Source organism: Leifsonia sp. 115AMFTsu3.1 (genome assembly GCF_004362795.1).
GTDB lineage: Bacteria > Actinomycetota > Actinomycetes > Actinomycetales > Microbacteriaceae > Leifsonia.
The window spans coordinates 1,319,347-1,334,264 of the sequence record NZ_SNYB01000002.1 but is presented as its reverse complement, the minus strand read 5'-3'; the positions used below and the strand labels follow the sequence as shown (position 1 = coordinate 1,334,264).

The 14,918-nt window shown below is 71.8% G+C and carries 13 protein-coding genes; 10 read left to right on the top strand and 3 right to left on the bottom strand.

Features of this window, described 5'->3' with window-relative positions:
• The 9 genes from nadB (at nt 1) to AXZ95_RS17415 (ending at nt 9,116) form a co-directional block, all read left to right on the top strand.
• Entirely contained in the window at nt 1–1,599 is a 1,599-nt protein-coding gene (gene nadB / locus AXZ95_RS17455) for an L-aspartate oxidase (protein WP_018191502.1), read from the top strand.
• Nucleotides 1,593–2,447 carry a carboxylating nicotinate-nucleotide diphosphorylase gene (gene nadC, locus AXZ95_RS17450; protein WP_018191503.1) on the top strand — a complete coding sequence of 285 codons (855 nt, stop codon included), beginning with the start codon at nt 1,593–1,595 and terminating at the stop codon, nt 2,445–2,447. Before nadB ends, nadC begins: the two co-directional genes overlap by 7 nt.
• The gene (locus tag AXZ95_RS17445) at nt 2,444–3,586 is read left to right on the top strand and encodes a cysteine desulfurase family protein (RefSeq protein ID WP_018191504.1); all 1,143 of its coding nucleotides are present in this window, start codon (nt 2,444–2,446) and stop codon (nt 3,584–3,586) included. The genes nadC and AXZ95_RS17445 overlap by 4 nt, the downstream gene beginning before the upstream one ends.
• Before the next feature lie 139 nt (nt 3,587–3,725).
• Complete coding sequence (locus AXZ95_RS17440) at nt 3,726–4,415, top strand: hypothetical protein (protein WP_051087305.1); 690 nt, start codon at nt 3,726–3,728, stop codon at nt 4,413–4,415.
• 118 nt (nt 4,416–4,533) lie between these two features.
• Complete coding sequence (locus AXZ95_RS17435; protein ID WP_018191506.1) at nt 4,534–6,021, top strand: MDR family MFS transporter; 1,488 nt, start codon at nt 4,534–4,536, stop codon at nt 6,019–6,021.
• 152 nt (nt 6,022–6,173) lie between these two features.
• Complete coding sequence (locus AXZ95_RS17430; RefSeq protein ID WP_018191507.1) at nt 6,174–6,743, top strand: peroxidase-related enzyme; 570 nt, start codon at nt 6,174–6,176, stop codon at nt 6,741–6,743.
• A complete protein-coding gene (locus AXZ95_RS17425; protein ID WP_018191508.1) occupies nt 6,740–7,774 on the top strand; it encodes an ADP-ribosylglycohydrolase family protein in 1,035 nt (344 codons plus the stop codon). The genes AXZ95_RS17430 and AXZ95_RS17425 overlap by 4 nt, the downstream gene beginning before the upstream one ends.
• On the top strand, nt 7,767–8,696 hold the full coding sequence (locus AXZ95_RS17420) for a PfkB family carbohydrate kinase (RefSeq protein WP_018191509.1): 930 nt from the start codon (nt 7,767–7,769) through the stop codon (nt 8,694–8,696). Before AXZ95_RS17425 ends, AXZ95_RS17420 begins: the two co-directional genes overlap by 8 nt.
• 60 nt (nt 8,697–8,756) lie before the next feature.
• Nucleotides 8,757–9,116: a DUF488 family protein gene (locus AXZ95_RS17415; protein ID WP_018191510.1), complete on the top strand. Its 360-nt coding sequence runs from the start codon at nt 8,757–8,759 to the stop codon at nt 9,114–9,116.
• Nucleotides 9,117–9,233: 117 nt separating this feature from the next.
• On the opposite strand, the gene AXZ95_RS17410 is transcribed toward AXZ95_RS17415, so the two are convergent.
• The 3 genes from AXZ95_RS17410 to aceA all read right to left on the bottom strand — a co-directional run bounded on the left by AXZ95_RS17410 (nt 9,234) and on the right by aceA (nt 13,274).
• Entirely contained in the window at nt 9,234–10,061 is an 828-nt protein-coding gene (locus AXZ95_RS17410; protein WP_231374448.1) for a LysM domain-containing protein, read from the bottom strand.
• 136 nt (nt 10,062–10,197) lie between these two features.
• Nucleotides 10,198–11,841, bottom strand: coding sequence for a malate synthase A (gene aceB, locus AXZ95_RS17405; RefSeq protein ID WP_018191512.1), 1,644 nt, complete (start codon nt 11,839–11,841; stop codon nt 10,198–10,200).
• Between the two features lie 116 nt (nt 11,842–11,957).
• A complete protein-coding gene (aceA, locus tag AXZ95_RS17400) occupies nt 11,958–13,274 on the bottom strand; it encodes an isocitrate lyase (protein ID WP_018191513.1) in 1,317 nt (438 codons plus the stop codon).
• 125 nt (nt 13,275–13,399) lie between these two features.
• On the opposite strand from aceA, the gene AXZ95_RS17395 reads away from it, so the two are divergent.
• Nucleotides 13,400–14,887: a helix-turn-helix transcriptional regulator gene (locus AXZ95_RS17395; protein WP_018191514.1), complete on the top strand. Its 1,488-nt coding sequence runs from the start codon at nt 13,400–13,402 to the stop codon at nt 14,885–14,887.
• Nucleotides 14,888–14,918: the final 31 nt, after the last annotated feature.

The window sequence follows — 14,918 nt, the reverse complement described above, 5'->3', positions numbered from 1 at the left end:
ATGAGCCGTGTGGTCGTGGTCGGGAGCGGCATCGCGGGGCTGACCGCGGCGCTGCGAGCGCACACGCTCGGCCATGACGTCACGGTCGTGACCAAGTCGTCGTCCGTCGCCTCCGGAAGCACGCCGTACGCCCAGGGCGGCATCGCGGCGGCGCTCTTCCCCGACGACTCGGTGGAGGCGCACGTCGCCGACACCCTCCGCGCGGGGGCCGGGCTCAACGTCCGCGAAGCGGTGGAGGCGCTCTGCTCCGACGGCCCCGACCGCGTCCGCGAGCTGATCGCCCGCGGCGCGGCATTCGACCGCGACGGCGACACGCTCGCCCGCGGCCTCGAGGCCGCCCACTCCTCCGCCCGCGTGCTGCACGCCGGAGGGGATGCGACCGGCGCCGAGCTGGAGCGGGCGCTGGTCGCCGCGGTGACGGCGGCGCGCATCCCGGTCGTCGGGGGCGCGTTCCTCCGCGACGTCATCGTCGACGACGGCCGGGCCGCCGGGGTGTCGCTGTGGGTCGACGGCGAGGCACTCACCATCGACGCCGACGCGGTGGTGCTGGCCACGGGAGGCTGGGGCCAGCTGTACGCGCACACCACCAACCCGTCGGTCGCGACGGGCGACGGAGTGGCGGCGGCCTGGCGCGCCGGGGCGATGCTCGCCGATCTGGAGTTCACGCAGTTCCATCCGACCGCGCTGTACGCGGGCGATGGCGCGGCGGACGACGCGGGCGCCGGCGCGTTCCTCGTGTCCGAGGCCGTGAGGGGCGAAGGCGCGGTCCTGCGGAACGCCGCAGGCGAGCGCTTCATGCTCGACGCCCATCCCGACGCCGAGCTCGCCCCCCGCGACGTCGTCGCCCGCGGCATCGCGGTCGAGATGGCCGCGCAGGGCGGTCGCCCCGTGCTGCTGGACGCGACGGCGCTCGGCGCGGAGTTCCTCGCCCGGCGGTTCCCGACGATCGACGCCGCCTCGCGCGCCGCCGGGTACGACTGGGGCCGGCGTCCACTTCCTGTCACCCCGGCCGCGCACTACGCGATGGGCGGCGTCGCGACGGACACCGAGGGGCGCACCAGCGTCCCCGGCCTGTTCGCCGTCGGCGAGGTCGCCTGCACCGGAGCGCACGGCGGCAACCGGCTCGCCTCCAACTCCCTGCTCGAAGGTCTGGTGTTCGCCCACCTGGCGGCCGGGGCGATCGACGCTCCGTGGGCCGAGCCTCCCGCGTGGACGCAACGCGCGGTGCGGGTGGAGGCGGACGCCGCACGATCTGTCGCGGCCGGCTCGCCGCATCCCGTTCTCCGCACCTTCGACCGCGACCGGTTGCGCGCGCTGATGTGGGAGGCCGCCGGCGTGCACCGCGACGGGGCACGCCTCGCCGCGGCCGCCGACGAGCTCGCCGCCACCGCGATGCCCGACGCCGAGGCCGGGGCGAGGTCCGGAGAGGATGCGAACCTCCTCACCCTCGCCCGTCTCGTCGTCGCCGCAGCGCTCGCCCGCGAAGAGTCGCGCGGGGCGCACTTCCGCTCCGACTTCCCGCTCGCCGGCTCCGGCGAGCCCGCCCACACCGTCCTGCTCCCCCAGCCGACCCGTCTCGAGGTTCCCGCAGCATGCTGACCCGCCAGCTCATCCACACCGCCGTCCAGGCCGCCCTCGTCGAGGACGCCCCCTGGGGCGACGTGACCAGTCAGCTGCTCATCCCGGAGACGGCTCGCGCGACCGCGCGCCTGGTGGCCCGCGAGCCGGGCACCTTCGCGGGCGGCGAGGTGTTCGCGGCCGCGATGACGCTGACCGATCCGGCGATCGCCGTGACCGTGCACGTCGCCGACGGCGCGACGTTCGCGGCCGGGGATGCGCTCGCGACGGTCGAGGGACCGGCCCGCTCGGTGCTCCAGGCCGAGCGCGTCGCCCTCAACTTCGTCCAGCGCATGAGCGGTATCGCCACGCTCACGGCCGCGTTCGTCGCCGAGGTCGCCGGCACCTCCGCCCGCATCGTGGACACGCGGAAGACCACCCCGGGCCTGCGCGCGTTCGAGCGGCACGCCGTCCGCGCCGGCGGCGGCCACAACCACCGCTACTCCCTCTCGGACGCGGTGATGGCGAAGGACAACCACCTCGCCGTCCTCACCGCGCAGACCGGCCTGTCGGTGACGGATGCGCTGCTGCGGGTGCGCGAACAGCTGTCGCACACCACGCACCTGGAGGTCGAGGTCGACCGCATCGACCAGATCGAGCCGGTGCTCGCGGCCGGGGTGGACACGATCATGCTCGACAACTTCACCCTCGACGAACTGCGCGAAGGCGTCGCCCTTGTCGGCGGCCGGGCCATCGTCGAGGCCAGCGGCAACGTCAGCCTCGCGACCGTCCGCGCGATCGCGGAGACCGGCGTCGACGTGATCTCGTCCGGCGCGCTCACCCACAGCGTCCGGTCGCTCGACCTCGGACTGGACGTGGTGGTGGAGTGATCTACCTCGATGCGGCCGCCACCTCCCCGGTCCGCCGGGAGGTGCTGGAGGCGATGTGGCCGTACCTGACGGGCGACTTCGGCAACCCGTCGAGCCATCACGCCGTCGGCGAGTCGGCCGCCCGCGGGCTCGCCGACGCCCGCTCGGCGGTCGCGGACTGGCTGGGCTGCCGCGCGTCGGAGGTGACGTTCACCTCGGGCGGGACGGAAGCCGACAACCTGGCCGTGAAAGGCATTGCGCTGGCGAACCCGCGCGGACGCCACATCGTGACGACGCCGATCGAGCACGAGGCGGTGCTCGAGTCGGTGGACTACCTGGTGCGGCTGCACGGCTTCGAGGTGACCTTCGTGCCGGTCGGACTGGACGGCCTGGTCACGGCCGAAGCGTTCGCCGCCGCCGTACGGCCCGACACGACTCTGGCGAGCGTGATGCTCGGCAATAACGAGGTCGGCACGGTGCAGCCCATCGCCGAGCTTGCCGCGATCGCGCACGAGCACGGCGTCCCCTTTCATACGGATGCGGTACAGGCGGCCGGTTGGCTGGCGCTCGACGTGCGGACGTTGGGAGTGGACGCGCTGAGCGTCTCCGGCCACAAGCTCGGAGCGCCGAAGGGCGTCGGTGCGCTGCACGTGAGAGGGCGCATCCCGCTGGAGCCGGTCATCCATGGCGGAGGTCAGGAGCGCGGCCGCCGCTCGGGGACGGAGAACGTCGCCGGCGCGGTGGCCCTGGCGACGGCTGCGCGGCTCAGCATCGCCGGGCTCGAGGAGCGGGCGACGGCCGTTGCCGCAGCACGGGACGCGTTCGTCGCCGCCGTGCTCGCTGAGACGCCAGGCGCATCCCTGACCGGGCATCCCACGTCGCGGCTCCCCGGGACGGCGTCGTTCGTGTTCCCCGGGATCAACGGGGAGGCGGTGCTGCTGGAGCTGGAACGGCGCGGTGTCGTGTCGTCCAGCGGCTCGGCGTGCGCCGCCGGCAGCGAGGACGCGTCGCACGTGCTCCTCGCGCTCGGGTACCCGGAGGACGTCGCCCGCACCGCGGTGCGGTTCTCGTGGGGGCCGGAGGTGACGGCCGAGCAGCTCGCCGCGGTGGCTCCCGCCGTGGGCGAAGCGGTGCGGGCCGTGGCGGGGCTCGGCGGGTAGGCCTGTACGCGGGGGCGGGCGATAATCCTCCCGGTCGGGGCGGAAATCAAGCGTCTGTGGAGTGCTTCTGTGCCGGCCTACCGTGTCCATCGACCGACGACCACCCGCCGCGTGCGGGCGAAACCGGAAGAGGCACGACATGACCGATCGACCCTTGCCGCCCGAAGACCGGGTGGCCGCTGAGGCACCTGCCACCGCTGCGCCGCCGACGGCTCCCGTCGACGGAATCCACCCGGACGGGACGTACGGGGACGGGACGCACACCCTCCGTGAGGACGTGGTCGCCCGCGAACGCAGCGAGTTCGGCGGGATGAAGTTCGGCTCGGCCTTCTTCGGCTGGCTCACCGCAACGGGAACCGCGGTGCTGCTGACCGCGTTGGTCGCAGCGGCCGGCGCGGCCGTCGGCCTCGGCACCGCGGGGAGCGCCGACCGCGCGATCGACCAGGCCAACGCCAACGCGTCGACGGTCGGGCTCGTCGGCGCGATCGCGCTCGTCGTCATCCTGCTCGTCGCCTACTTCTGCGGCGGGTATGTGGCCGGGCGGATGGCGCGCTTCGACGGCGTCAAGCAGGGCATCGCGGTGTGGCTGTGGGCGGTGATCATCGCCGTGGTCGTCGCCGTGCTGACCCTCATCTTCGGCAGCCAGTACAACATCCTCGGCAGCCTGAACAGCTTCCCGCGCATCCCGCTGGGCGAAGGATCCGTGACGCTCACCGGCATCATCACGGCCGTGGTGGTCGCGGTGGTGAGCCTCGCCGGCGCCATCCTGGGAGGCGTCGCGGGGATGCGGTACCACCGCCGGGTGGACCGGGCCGGCCTGGGGCGCTGAGCGGGCGTTTTATTCCCCAGTTCTGCGGTGAGCGAACTCATCCACAGTTCAGGTCACGGACACTCCCAGCGTCGGTGGTCCCCGATAAGTTGTACCGGTGACTGAGAAGACCTCACCAGTGCCTTCGGTCGATGCCGGCGCCATCGGGCAGCCGGCCGCGCCCGCCGCCGCGCCGCGTATCGCCCCGCGCGACCAGCGCGTGATCTGGCTGCTGCTCGCGGCCACGTTCGTCGTGATCCTCAACGAGACGATCATGACCGTCGCCATCCCGAAGCTGATGGACGACCTCCACGTCGACGCCCTCGCTGCGCAGTGGCTCTCGACGGCGTTCATGCTGACGATGGCCGTGGTGATCCCGATCACGGGCATCCTGCTGCAGCGGTACACGACGCGGCAGATGTTCATCGCGGCGATGTCGCTGTTCTCGCTCGGCACCCTGTCGGCGGCCCTGGCTCCCGGGTTCCTGGTGCTGGTCGCGGCGCGTGTGATCCAGGCATCGGGCACCGCGATCATGATCCCGCTGCTGATGACGACCCTGATGACCCTGGTGCCGCCGGCGATGCGCGGGCGCACGATGGGCAACGTGTCGATCGTCATCTCGGTCGCGCCGGCCATCGGGCCGACGATCTCGGGCCTCATCCTGAACTTCCTGCCCTGGCGCTGGATCTTCCTGATCGTGCTGCCGATCGCGCTCGTGATGCTGCTGATCGGCATGAAGTTCGTCGAGAACGTGACGGAGACCCAGAAGGTGAAGATCGACGTGCTGTCGGTCATCCTCTCGGCATTGGGGTTCGGAGGACTGGTCTACGGGCTCACGCTCTCCGGCGAGTCCGGCGGGTCGTCCGCGAGCCCGGTCATGCTGTGGGGGTCGCTGATCGTCGGAGTGCTCGGTCTGGCGGCGTTCATCACGCGCCAACTGCTCCTGCAGCGCAAGGATCGAGCCCTGCTCGACCTGCGGACGTTCAAGTTCCCCATCTTCACCATCTCGATCGTGCTGATGGCCATCACGACCGCGTCGATGTTCGGCGTGATCATCGTTCTGCCGCTGTACCTGCAGCACGTGCTGCACCTCGACACGCTGGCGACCGGGCTCATCCTGTTGCCTGGCGGACTGATCATGGGGCTCGCGGCGCCGTTCGTCGGCCGCCTGTACGACCGCTTCGACCCGCGCGTGCTCGTCGTTCCCGGCTCGATCCTCGTCAGCCTCGTGCTGTGGTCGCTCACGATGGTGACGGAGCACACGCCGGTCGGACTCGTCATCGCCGCGCACGTCACCATGAGCCTCGGCCTCGCGATGATGTTCACGCCGCTGTTCACGGCCGGTCTCGGTGCAGTGCCGCCGCACCTGTACTCGCACGGCAGTGCCATCCTGGGCACGATCCAGCAGGTCGGCGGAGCGGCGGGCACGGCCCTGCTCATCGCAGTCCTGACGCTGCAGGGCACAGCCCTGGCCGCGGGCGGCGCGGGAGTGGACGCCGCGCAGGCGGGAGGCATCCGGGCGGCGTTCGTCGCGGGCGCGATCATCTCCCTGTTCGCGGTCGCAGGCTCCTTCTTCCTCCGGAAGCCCGCCGACTCTCCGTCCGAGGACGTCGCCTTCGCCCACTGACCCGATCCCCACCGTCGAGTCCGCAATCTTTGCACGCTCGCCCCGCGCGGCGTGTGCAATGTGTGCGGACTCGACGGGGTGGATGCGCAGGGCAGTGGTGCTCGGCGGGCGAGCGCGTGAGAATGAGGCGGTCCGCATGGGAGGAGACCACCGTGTCCATCATCGAGAGCCCGGAACCGTCCGAAGCGACCGGAGCCGTCGCCGAACTGTATGCCGAAGACATCGACGACCTCGGATACGTCCCCGAGTACACGCGTGTCCTGAGCACGAACCCCGAGGCGTTCCGCGCGTTCGAGGATCTCGTCCGCACGATCGTGCCGACCCTCGGCAAGCGCCGGTACGAGCTGGTCACGCTCGCGGCCGCCCAGGCGCTCCGCTCGCAGCACTGCCGTCTCGCTCACGGTCGCAAGACCCTGACGATCATGGATGAAGCCGAGCTCGAGCGCATCGCCCGCGACTACCACGACGCCGGACTGAGCGAGGCGGACGTCGCCATGATGGAGTACGCCGAGCGGCTCAGCACGGACTCCTCCGCGATGACCCCCGACGACGCCGGCCGGCTGCGCGACCTCGGCTTCACGGACCGCGAGATCGTCGACATCACGTTGGCCGCCGCAGTGCGCAACTACTTCAGCCGCGCCATCCAGGCCCTCGGCGTCGCCGTCGAGGTCCCGCCCGACCTGAGCGAGCGACTGCGCGGGGCGCTCCTGGCGCCGCTGTGAGGGACACCACCCGCGCCCGGGCCCTGAGCGCGCTCCAGGGCCTGGCGCTCGGCGACGCCCTCGGCATGCCCACCCAGTCGATGTCGCGCGAACGCATCTTCGCCGACCACGGCACCCTCCGCGGTCTCGTCGCGGCCGGCCCGCACCAGCAGATCGCCGCCGGGATGCCCGCCGGCTCGATCACCGACGACACCGAGCAGGCCGTTCTGCTCGCGCGCCTCCTCATCGACGGGCGTGGAACCGTCCGCCCGAGCGTCTTCGCCGCCGAACTGCTCGCCTGGGAGCGGACCATGGAGTCCCGCGGCTCCCTCGACCTGCTCGGTCCGAGCACCCGCGCGGCCCTCCAGCGGCTGCAGGACGGCATGCCGCCCGAAGAGGCCGGCCGGTTCGGGGCCACGAACGGCGCGGCGATGCGGATCACCCCGGTCGGGATCGCCGTGCCGGTCGAACCGCTCAGCGGGTTCGTCGACGCCGTGGTGTCCGTGAGCGCGCTCACCCACAACACGGGCATCGGTATCGCGAGCGCCGCCGCCGTCGGAGCCGCTGTGAGCGCCGGCGTCGACGGAGCGGACACCCCGGAGGCGCTGGATGTGGCGGTCGCGGCAGCCCGCGAAGGAGCACGGCGCGGTCATTGGGTCGCGGGCGGCGACATCGCCGCCCGGCTCGAGTGGGCCATCCCCTACCTCCTCGGTCTGGCGCCGCGGGAGCAGGACGACGCCCTCTCCGAGGTCATCGGCACCTCGGTCGCCGCACAGGAGTCCGTGGTGGCCGCGCTCGCGCTCGTCGCGGTGACCGTCGCCGGGTCCGAGCCCGCGCATCCCGACCCGGACGCCGCCTGGGACACGCTCTGCCGCGCCGCCGCTCTCGGCGGCGACACCGACACGATCGCGGCCATGACGGGAGCCGTGCTCGGCGCCACCGGAGCGGCCGCCTGGCCACGCACCGCACTCGAGACGGTCCGCCGCGTCAACGCCCTCGACCTGGAACCCCTTGTCGACGGACTGCTGGAGCTGAGGAGACGACATGGCTGACGGACGACTCATCTTCACCGGGACGGTCGTGGTCGACCTTCTCCTCACAGTGGATGCGCTGCCCGAGCGCGGCGGCGACGTCCTCGCCTCCTCGGCGGGCATGTCCGCCGGCGGCGGCTTCAACGTCATGGCCGCAGCAGCCCGCGACGGCGCGGACGTCGTGTTCGCCGGCCGCTCCGGCACCGGCCCGTTCGGCGAGGTCGTCGCCGAGGCGCTCTGGAGCGAAGGCATCTCGGTCGCGAACCCGCCGCTCGACGGCGTCGACAACGGCTACAGCGTCGTCCTCCTCGACAGCGCGGCCGAGCGCACGTTCGTCACCGCACCCGGCGCCGAGGGGATGCTGAGCCGAGCCGACCTGGATGCGGTCCACCCCCGCGCGGCTGATGTCGTCTACGTCTCCGGCTACAGCCTCGCGCATCCCGGATCCGGCCCGGCCGTCGCGGGGTGGCTGGGCGCCATCGGTCCGGAGACGCGCGTCGTCTTCGACCCGTCTCCGCTCGTCGGCTCGCTCGACCCGGAGCTCCTGGAGACGGTGCTGCGCCGCACCGACGTGCTGAGCGCCAACGCGCGCGAGGCGCGCATCCTCCGCGCCCACGCCCATCCCGCGCCCGCTGCCGGGTCGCTGCGCGGCAGCCTGCGCGAGGGTGGGGTCGCGGTCGTGCGCGACGGGTCCTCCGGATGCTGGGTCGCCACCGACGAGCCGGCTCCTGCGCACCTGCCGGCCTTCCCGGTCGACGCGGTGGACACGACGGGAGCGGGCGACGCGTTCGGCGGGGTGCTCGCCGCGGCCCTGGCCCGCGGCGCCGCACCGATCGACGCCGCGCGGCGGGCGAACGCGGCCGCGGCGATCGCCGTGACGCGGCGCGGACCGGCGACCGCGCCGACCGCCGCAGAGACCGACGCACTGCTGGCCTCGGGCTGACTGCACGAGGCACACTCGGAAGGGACGAACGGACCGACCGCCGACCGAAGGAGGCCTCCCGTGTTCACGGTGAAACGCATCTACGACGCGCCCGCACCCGACGACGGCTACCGCGTGCTCGTCGACCGGCTGTGGCCGCGCGGCGTCAGCAAGGACCGTGCCGACATCGACGAATGGCTCAAGGGCGTCGCGCCATCGACCGAGCTGCGACGCTGGTTCCATCAGGACCCGTCCGGCGAAGACGAGGTGTTCGACGAGTTCCGTCGCCGGTACGAGAGCGAACTGGACACGAACCCTGCCGCGGATGTGCTCCGCGGCCTGGGCCGGACCCACCCCACCGTGACCCTGCTCGTCGGCGCTCGGGACCCCGAACTCAACCACGCCAACGTGCTCCGCCAGTACCTAGAGCGCCACCCCTGACCGCCCACCGTCGAGTCCGCGAACTTTGCACACGACACGCGGCGGAAGCGTGCAAAGTTCGCGGACTCGACGGCGGGCGGTGATCCAGCGCAGGGCGACGGTCAGCGCGGGCGCCGGTCAGCGGCGGGCGGGGTCGAGGTTGACGCCGATCCCGCTCTTCAGTTCAGGATTCGGCGAGTCCATGAGGAGCTCGGGATTGAGCCACACCAGCTGGGCCTCGGTCAGGCCGAAGCGGCGCGACACCTGGTAGAGCGTGTCGTACGGGTTGGGGATGTAGTAAGCCAGCGTCCCGCTCTCGACGACCGTCCGCCCGTGCGCGTAGCTGACCACGCCGTGATCCACGGGCTTCAGGCCCGGGTAGGCGGAGGGGAGCGTCCAGGTGATCGACGCGGCGGCCATCACCCGCCCGTCCCCGTCAGGCGACTCCTCGATCGAGTGCAGGAACGACGGGTCACCGAGGGACGCCTGGTCGAGCAGCACGGGGAGAACGAGTTCGCCATCCGGATCGACGCTCTGAGCACCGGAGGTCACGGGGAAGTAGTCCTCGTCCTGGATGTTCTCCGGCAGGCCGTCGTACCGCTTCCCGGTCAGCATCAGGTCGATCCCGGCGAGGCTCGCGCGGGCCGGGTCGTCGGGTCGGATGCGCACCTCGATCCCCCGATCGGGGCGGACGACGATGCGAACGTCCCCGGTCACGGGATGCTCGGCCGCCGGATCACCGATCGGTTCATGGTCGATGACGCTCAGCCGGCCCGAGCCGATCGTCTCGCCCGGGATGAGCAGGTTCGGGATCTGCTGCGCGATGGGCTCGGAGGCGTTCGCCGTGGCCCGTGGTGTTGCACTCGAACGAGCCGGAGGAGCGACCAGCGCGCATCCGGACATCAGCCCCACGACGCATGCTGCGACCACGGCCGCGGCGACGCGACCCATCCCCCGATCCATCATGGTGCGACCCTACCAACGCGATCCGCCTCCCGCGCACGACCGCCCACCGTCGAGTCCGCAGACTTTGCACACGACACGCGGCGGAAGCGTGCAAAGTTCGCGGACTCGACGGCGGGCGACGACGGATCGAGGAGGGCTAGCCCGCGAGCGGGAGCTGCTGCGAGGCCGGTTCGGCCGTGTCGACCAGGTACCGCGCGTACGCAGGGATGGTCAGGAACGTCGGGAACTCCTCCCCCAGCGCGACCTCGCGCAGGAGCTCCGCGGCATCCGCGAACCGTGCGTCCGCGCCGGCCTCCGCGCTCAGGCGCTCGAGCTCCGCGTTCAGGATGCGCGTCACGGCTTCCCGGTCGACAGCCGTCCCCTCCGCCGTGACGATCCGGTTGTCGATCCACTGCCGCAGCAGCGACCGCGAGATCTCGGCCGTCGCCGCATCCTCCATCAGGCCGTCGATGGCGACCGCGCCCGTCCCGCGCAGCCACGCCTCGATGTAGCGGAGAGCGACGGAGACGTTCGACCGCACCCCCGCATCCGTCACCGTGGCGTCCGCGCCGCGCACGTCGAGCAGGTCGTCCGCGCTGACGTCCACGTCGTCCCGCTGGCGTTCGACCTGGTTCGGCCGCTCTCCGAGCACCGCGTCGAACTCGGCGAGCGCGGTCGGGATGAGGTCCGGATGCGCCACCCAGGTGCCGTCGAAGCCGTCGCCGGCCTCGCGCCGCTTGTCGTCCGCGACCCGGGCCAGCGCCCGCTCTGTCACCTCCGCATCCCGCCGGTTGGGGATGAAGGCGCTCATCCCGCCGATCGCGTGCGCGCCGCGTCGGTGGCACGTCGCGACCAGCAGCTCGGTGTACGCCCGCATGAACGGCACCGTCATCGTGATGCGATCGCGGTCGCCGAACGCGAAGCGGCGTCCGCGACCCTGGAACGTCTTGATCATCGAGAAGATGTAGTCCCAGCGGCCGGCGTTGAGGCCCGCGCAGTGGTCGCGCAGCTCGTAGAGGATCTCCTCCATCTCGAACGCGGCCGGGATCGTCTCGATCAACACGGTGGCGCGGATGGTGCCGACCGGCATCCCGATGCGCTGCTGGGCGAACACGAAGATGTCGTTCCAGAGCCGTGCCTCGAGGTGCGACTCCAGCTTCGGCAGGTAGAAGTACGGTCCGCGGCCGTTCGCGACCAGCTGCTCGGCGTTGTGCCAGAAGTACAGGCCGAAGTCGGTGAGGGATGCGCTGGCCGGCGCCGTGCGTCCCGCCCGGTCGGTGAATGCGAGGTGCTTCTCGACCAGGTGCCACCCGCGCGGGCGCATCACGATCGTCGGCGTGTGCTCGAACGGCGTGGTGACCCGGTACTCCTTGCCCTCTGGACTGGTGAAGGCGAGGCGCCCGCGGACCGCGTCGCGCAGCGTCCGCTGGCCGCCCACGATGTTCGCCCAGGTGGGGCTGGTGGCGTCCTCCAGGTCGGCGAGCCAGACGCGGGCGCCCGAATTGAGGGCGTTGATCGCCATCTTCGGGTCGGTCGGGCCGGTGATCTCGACGCGGCGGTCCTCGAGCCCGGGGCCGGCCCCGGCCACGCGCCACGAGCGGTCGTCGCGGATGGCGGCGGTGGCGCTCAGGAAGCGCGGGTCACGGCCGTTGCCTGCCTCCGCTCGGTGCTGCTGGCGCTGGGCCAGCAGCTCCTGCCGCCGGGCGGCGAACGCCTGGTGCAGGTGGTCGACGAAGGCGATGGCCTCCGGTGTGAGGATGGTGTCGGTCGCGTCGTCGCGCGTCCCGCAGATCTCGATCATGTCTTTCTTCTTTCTGTCGTCGTGGTTTCTCGCGCCTGCCCGCAGCTCCTGAGTTTTTCCGCTCTGCGACGGCGTGTCGGGCGAAAAACTCAGGAACGGATGGCGGGGGCACAGGGTCAGAACTGGTGCTCCTCGGTGGAGCCGGTGAGGGCGAGCGTCGCGCTGTCGGGGTTGAGCGCGGTCGCGACCCGGTCGAAGTAGCCGGTGCCGACCTCCCGCTGGTGGCGGGTGGCGGTGTAGCCGTCGCTCTCCGAGGCGAATTCCGCCTCCTGCAGGTCGACGTAGGCGCTCATGTGGCGCCGTCCGTAGTCCCGGGCGAGCGTGAACATGGAGTGGCTGAGGGCGTGGAAGCCGGCCAGCGTGATGAACTGGAACGCGTATCCCATCGCGGCGAGCTCCCGCTGGAACCGCGCGATCGTCTCGTCGTCGAGGTGCCGCCGCCAGTTGAACGACGGCGAGCAGTTGTACGCGAGCCGCTTCTCCGGGTGCTCGGCGTGGACCGCCTCGGCGAAGCGGCGCGCCAGCTCCAGGTCCGGCTCCGCCGACTCCACCCAGAGCAGGTCGGCGTACGGCGCGTACGCCAGACCCCGGGCGATGACCGGCTCGATGCCGTTCTCGACCTCGTAGAACCCCTCGGCGGTGCGCGTCCCGGTCACGAAGCGGGCGTCGCGCTCGTCGTGGTCGCTGGTGAGCAGCGTCGCGGCGAGCGCGTCGGTGCGGGCGATGACGATGGTGGGCACCCCGGCGAGGTCGGCTGCCAGTCGCGCGGCATTGAGGGTGCGGATGTGCTGGCCGGTGGGGACGAGCACCTTGCCTCCCATATGGCCGCACTTCTTCTCGCTGGCCAGCTGGTCCTCCCAGTGGACGCCGGCGGCGCCCGCCTGGATCATCGCGTGCATGAGCTCGTACGCGTTGAGCGGGCCGCCGAAGCCGGCCTCGGCGTCGGCGACGATGGGCGCCATCCAGTCGCTCACCGGCCCGTCGACGCCCTCGACCTGGCCGGCCCTCAGCAGGGCGTTGTTGATGCGGCGGACGACGGCCGGCACGGAGTTCGCCGGGTAGAGGCTCTGGTCGGGATACGTCTGGCCGGCGAGGTTCGCGTCAGCGGCGACCTGCCAGCCCGAGAGGTAGATCGCTTCGAGTCCGGCCCGGACCTGCTGAACGGCCTGGTTGCCGGTGAGGGCTCCGAGGGCGGCGACCCAGCGCGGATCGTCGGCGGTGCTCTCGCGCTGGATCAGCTCCCAGAGCCGGTCAGCACCGCGGCGGGCGAGGGTCTGCTCCTCGCGGACCGGGCCGCGCAGGCTGACGACGTCGTCGGCCGTGTAGTCGCGGCGGATGCCCGACCAGCGCGGATCCGCATCCCATTCCAGCTGCAGCTCGGCGGCGGTCTGGGTCGTGTCTCCGGGGCGGGGCTCTGTCGTCCGGTTTTCCATGTCGGGACCTCCATCGGTCGGATCGGATGACTCGATCCTTTGCCCGCCGCAGCCCGCCGGACCCGGATCCGCGGACAGAAATTCGCCGGTTCTTCTGTTTGCCAGAACTTCGCAGGAGTGTCAGCATGGCCACCATGACCGTCATCGACGACGTGTACGACGACGCGCACGCCGACCAGCCCGCAGCCGACGCACTCACCCTGGGCCGGCGCATCCGCGCGTTCCGGCAACGGCGCGGGATGACTCTGGAGGCGCTCGCCACAGCCGTCGACCGGGCACCGTCACAGGTGTCGACCATCGAGAACGGCAACCGCGAGCCGCGGCTGGCGCTGCTCCGGGCGATCGCGGATGCCCTCGGCGTGAGCGTCGACGACCTGCTCTCGCCGGAGCCGCCGGACGAACGCTCGGCCCTGGAGATCGCGGTCGAGCGGGCGCAACGCGGGCCGGTGTTCGCGTCCCTCGGCATCGACCCGGTGCGGGTCAGCCGGACTGTCCCCGACGCGACATTGCAGGCGATTCTCGCGCTTCACCAGGAGGTGGAGCGGCTGCACCGCGAGCGCGCGGCGACGCCGGAGGAGGCCCGCCGCGCGAACGCGGAACTGCGGGCGACGATGCGGGCGCGCGACAACCATTTCCCCGAGCTCGAGGCCATCGCGGCCGACCTGCTGGCTGCCGTCGGCCACACCGGCGGCCCCGTCTCGCACCAGACCGTGACCGACATGGCCGACCACCTCGGGTACGAGCTGCACTACGTCGGCGACCTGCCGCACTCCACCCGTTCGGTCACCGACCGGCGCAACGGGCGCATCTACCTGCCCACCGAGCAGTCGGCGTCCCGCGACTCGCGCTCGCCCATCCTGCAGGCCTTCGCGTCGCACGTGCTCGACCACGATGAGCCGCGAAACTACGCCGATTTTCTGCGGCAGCGGATCGAGACCAACTATCTGACCGCGGCGCTGCTGCTGCCCGAGAAGGATGCGGTGGCCTTCCTGACCGAGGCGAAGAACTTCCGGCGCATCTCGATGGAGGACCTCCGCGACGCGTTCGCCGTGTCGTATGAGACGGCGGCGCACCGGTTCACCAACCTCGCCACCGCGCGTCTCGGCATCCCGGTGCACTTCATGAAGGTGCACGAGTCGGGCACCATCATCAAGGCGTACGAGAACGACGCCGTGGCCTTCCCGTCGGATGCGCTCGGCGCTGTCGAGGGGACGCCCGTGTGCCGCAGCTGGACCGCGCGCACGGTGTTCGACGTCGCCGACCGGTTCAGCCCGTACTACCAGTACACGGACACGCCCAGCGGGACGTTCTGGTGCACCTCACGCGTCGAGAAGGCGAAGGAGGGCGACTACTCCGTCAGCGTCGGCGTGCCGTTCGCGCACGTCAAGTGGTTCCGCGGGCGCGAGACGACGCATCGGGCGGTCTCCCGCTGCCCCGACGAATCCTGCTGCCGACGGCCGCCCGGCGCGCTGGCCGAGCGCTGGGAGGGAATGGCGTGGCCGGCCGCACGGACGCCCACGTCACTGCTCGCCGCGCTCCCGACCGGAACCTTCCCCGGAGTGGACGCCACCGAGGTCTACGCGTTCCTCGACCGCCACGCCCCCTCCTCCTGACCCTCTCGCTCGGCCCATCCCCCGCCGTCGA